Source organism: Methanobrevibacter sp. 87.7, from assembly GCF_002208625.1.
Taxonomy (GTDB): domain Archaea; phylum Methanobacteriota; class Methanobacteria; order Methanobacteriales; family Methanobacteriaceae; genus Methanarmilla.
Genome location: NZ_MRCT01000159.1, coordinates 1 through 3755, shown reverse-complemented (window position 1 = coordinate 3755; position 3755 = coordinate 1). Strand labels below are relative to the sequence as shown.

Genomic DNA, 3755 nt, shown 5'->3' with positions numbered 1-3755 from the left:
ATTAAAAATAAATTCAATAAATAAAGTAAAAATAAGTTTATTAAAGTAAAAAAGGTAAATTAAAACTAAAAAACAAAACTAAAAAACAAAGAACAAACTAAAACAAAATAAAATAAAACACTAAAATGAAAAATAAAAACAAGCAAAATACACTAAAATAAAAAACAAAACTAAAACAAAATAAAATAAAACTCTAAAATGAAAAATAAACTAAAAAAAAGTAAAAAAAGAAAAATTGAATTAAAATAATTTAAATCAATAATTTAACTTAATATTTAAAATTAAAGTTATAAAAACCTTAAATCTATTTTTTAAAATTAAAATAAAAATTAAGAGTAAAAATACTCTTAATTTAAGTGTTTATACAAATCTAAAATGGTAAGTAAGTATACCTATTATAATATGTTGCAGAATAAGTATCCCAATTATTAATTACACCAAAGGTGTTTCTTGTAGATACTGGATCTGCAGAATACCATTTACCATCTACATTTATTTCAGTCAAAACGTGACCATACCAACCATCAGTAAAGTGGCAGTATCCATGTACATAACGTACATTAAGTCCCACTACACGACACATTGATACTAAAAGATTTGATTGATCACAACAATTTCCACTTCCTCTTGTAAGAGTTAAAGCAGCTCCTTGTTGAGAGTTATAATAATAACTATATTTAATATTGTCTCTTACCCAGTTAAATAAAGTATAAGCTTTATCATAATCTGATGTAAGATTTGCAGTTAATTCTAATGCAAGAGCTGTAATTTGTGCATTGTTTGCTGCAAAGTCATTACCATTATAACTGTTTGTTGTAGTTGTATCAATAGATATTGAAGTTGGTAATTTTTTATTATCACCATAATATGCAAGTACTCTACTAAATGCTTCAATTAAAGCATTATATGAAACTCTTCCAATTGTAGTAGTTGAATAGTTAGGACCTTGATTATAATTTAATATAAATTTATAAGTCCTAGTAGCTGAATCAACATAACCCTCTTTACTTAAGTCATTACTTACAGAATCACCTGAGTTAGGACTAGATGGTTCATTTAATGTATTATTGACAATAGCAATATTTGAAAGGTCACCAGCATTTAATTGACTAATAGCTTTAGATTCATAATATAAGAATTGAGCTAAACTAAGTTTAGTAGAACCGATAGTTACAGTACTTGGTAATTTTTTATTAGTTTCATAATATGATTTTGCAGTTTTAGCTGCACTAATAATTTGATCAATAGTAAAACTATTAGAATTTACAACCATATTATTTACAATTATTTTTGAACTACCACTAGACTTAGGATAGTTGCTATTACCATCAAAGGTATAAGTTATAGTATAATTACCAGCAGGTAAATTTATAGCTAAACTTGCAACTCCTTTAGCATTAGTTGTAGCTTCATAAACAACATTACTTCCACTAATTCTAAATTGAACTTTTTGATTTGCAATAAGATTACCAAATGCATCTTTTAAAGTGATGCTAAATTTATCATTAGATTTATTTGTAGTAGTTAAATCATTTCCACTAATTGTAGTTACATTTTTAACGACTTTAATTGTTGTAGAATTACTTGAAGACAATTTACTATTTGAATCAGTATATTTATATGAAACATTATAATTTCCATTGTTTAATACTGGGATAGTTATATAGACTGTACCTTTAGCATCAGTAGTTCCTGTGTACTCTTTACCGTTTAATGTAAAAACGACTTTTTTATTAGTAACAGTATTACCGAATACATCTTTTAAGACTACAACGAATTTACTACCATTAACATATGTACCACTACTTGCAACAGTGAAATATGTATAATTTCCAGCGAAATTAGTATTAACTAAAACATTTGCAGGTAAAGTTTTCTGGTTATTATAATATTCAAGAACCTCAGTAAAAGCCAAAATTAACTTGTTATAAGAAACTCTTCCAACAGTAGTAGTAGAATAATTAGGACCTTGATTATAATTTAAAATAAACTTATAAGTCCTAGTAGCAGAATCTGCGTATCCTGCTTTATTTAAATTACTGTTAATAGAGTCACCAGAATTTGGTCTTGAAGGTTCATTAAATGTTCTATTAACAATAGCAATATTTGCTTTGTTACCAGAGTTTAACTGAGATATAGCTACAGATTCATAATATAAGAATTGAGCTAAACTAAGTTTAACTGAACCAACAGTAACAGTAGTTGGTAATTTACCATTTGCAAGATAATATGCTCTAACAACTTTTGCAGCACTAGTAATTTGATTAATAGTAAATTCATTTTTACTGATTACAGTAGTAGTATTATTTGAATTACTACTTGAATTAGTACTATTTGTACTTGGTTTAGTACTAGTACCTGCAGGAGTACCTGTTATAGCATTATATTTAACATTAATATAACTTGGTAACTGTTTATTTGTTCCATAGTAATCAAGAACAGCAGCAAAAGCTTCAATCAACCTATTATAAGAAACCCTACCAACAGTAGTAGTAGAATAATTAGGACCTTGATTATAATTTAAAATAAACTTATAAGTCCTAGTAGCAGAATCAACATAACCTGCCTTATTCAAATTACCATTAACTGAATCTCCAGAGTTTGGACTTGAAGGTTCATTAAGGTTATTTTTAATAATAGGAATATTAGCAGCATTACCAGAATTCAATTGATCAATAGCTTTACATTCATAGTATAAGAATTGAGATAAGCTAACTCTAACTGAACCAATAGTAACATAAGATGGTAATTTACCATTTGAAGCATAATATGCTCTAACAGTTCTAGATGCACTAATAATATCTGAAATACTGAAACTAGTAGGTACACTAGTAGATTTAAGAGTTAAAGAACTAATTTTAACCTTAGGAACAACAGTATTAGAAGAGGTATTAGTGTTTTTAACTAAAGAATTATTATTACTAACTACATTGTTATCCACATTAGAATTTTTGCTAGTTGGATTATTTACTACACTATTATCATTAATAATAGATGGCTGATTATTAAGATTATTATCAGAATCTTCAGTACTTATATCTTTATTATTACCAACAGTAGATGTAGTTCCATCATAAATTAGACCAGAATCATTAGATTCACAATCTGGATCTAAATTTAATTCACTAACATTTGTGGAATTAAACATATCTACGGAATTTGAAACCGCAACATTAGTCACATTTTGAACCGAAGAATCTGATATATTAGTTGATGAATTGAAATCATTAACATCAGTAGCACATATTCCACCAATACTAACAAAAACAATGAGCATCATTATTAAGCTAAAATATCTAAATTTCTTCGACATTCCTCGCCTCCTAATTAGTTCATATAAAATTTTAAAAAAAATATTTCTAAATAAATTAGTAAAATTTTACTAAATATATTAAAAATATTTTTAGTACAATATAAATTTATAACACAAATCATATATAAATCTTTTTTTTAAGAAATAAGCAATTAAAAGAATACACACAAGTATAAAAGATAAAATACCCCTATAAATAAAAAAAATAAAAGATATACAATTTAAATAAGAAATAAAAAGAATTAATAAAAAAGAATTAAAATTTATTATATAATATTTAAGTATATATTTAAATCAAAAATATTAATTTGTCTATAATAAAACTAATTATTAATAAATAAAATATTTAAAAATAATAACAAATAATTCTTATATTTATAAAATAATCATTAAATGAAGGATAAATTTTAATTCTAAACCATATAAGAGCTTTATATGAAAA

At 24.9% G+C, this 3755-nt stretch carries 1 protein-coding gene; it reads right to left on the bottom strand.

Going from position 1 to position 3755, the window contains the following annotated elements; genetic code table 11:
* Positions 1 to 370: 370 nt before the first annotated feature.
* Entirely contained in the window at positions 371 to 3313 is a 2943-nt protein-coding gene (locus BGI41_RS07050) for a pseudomurein-binding repeat-containing protein (RefSeq protein WP_088539885.1), read from the bottom strand.
* Positions 3314 to 3755 lie beyond the last annotated feature (442 nt).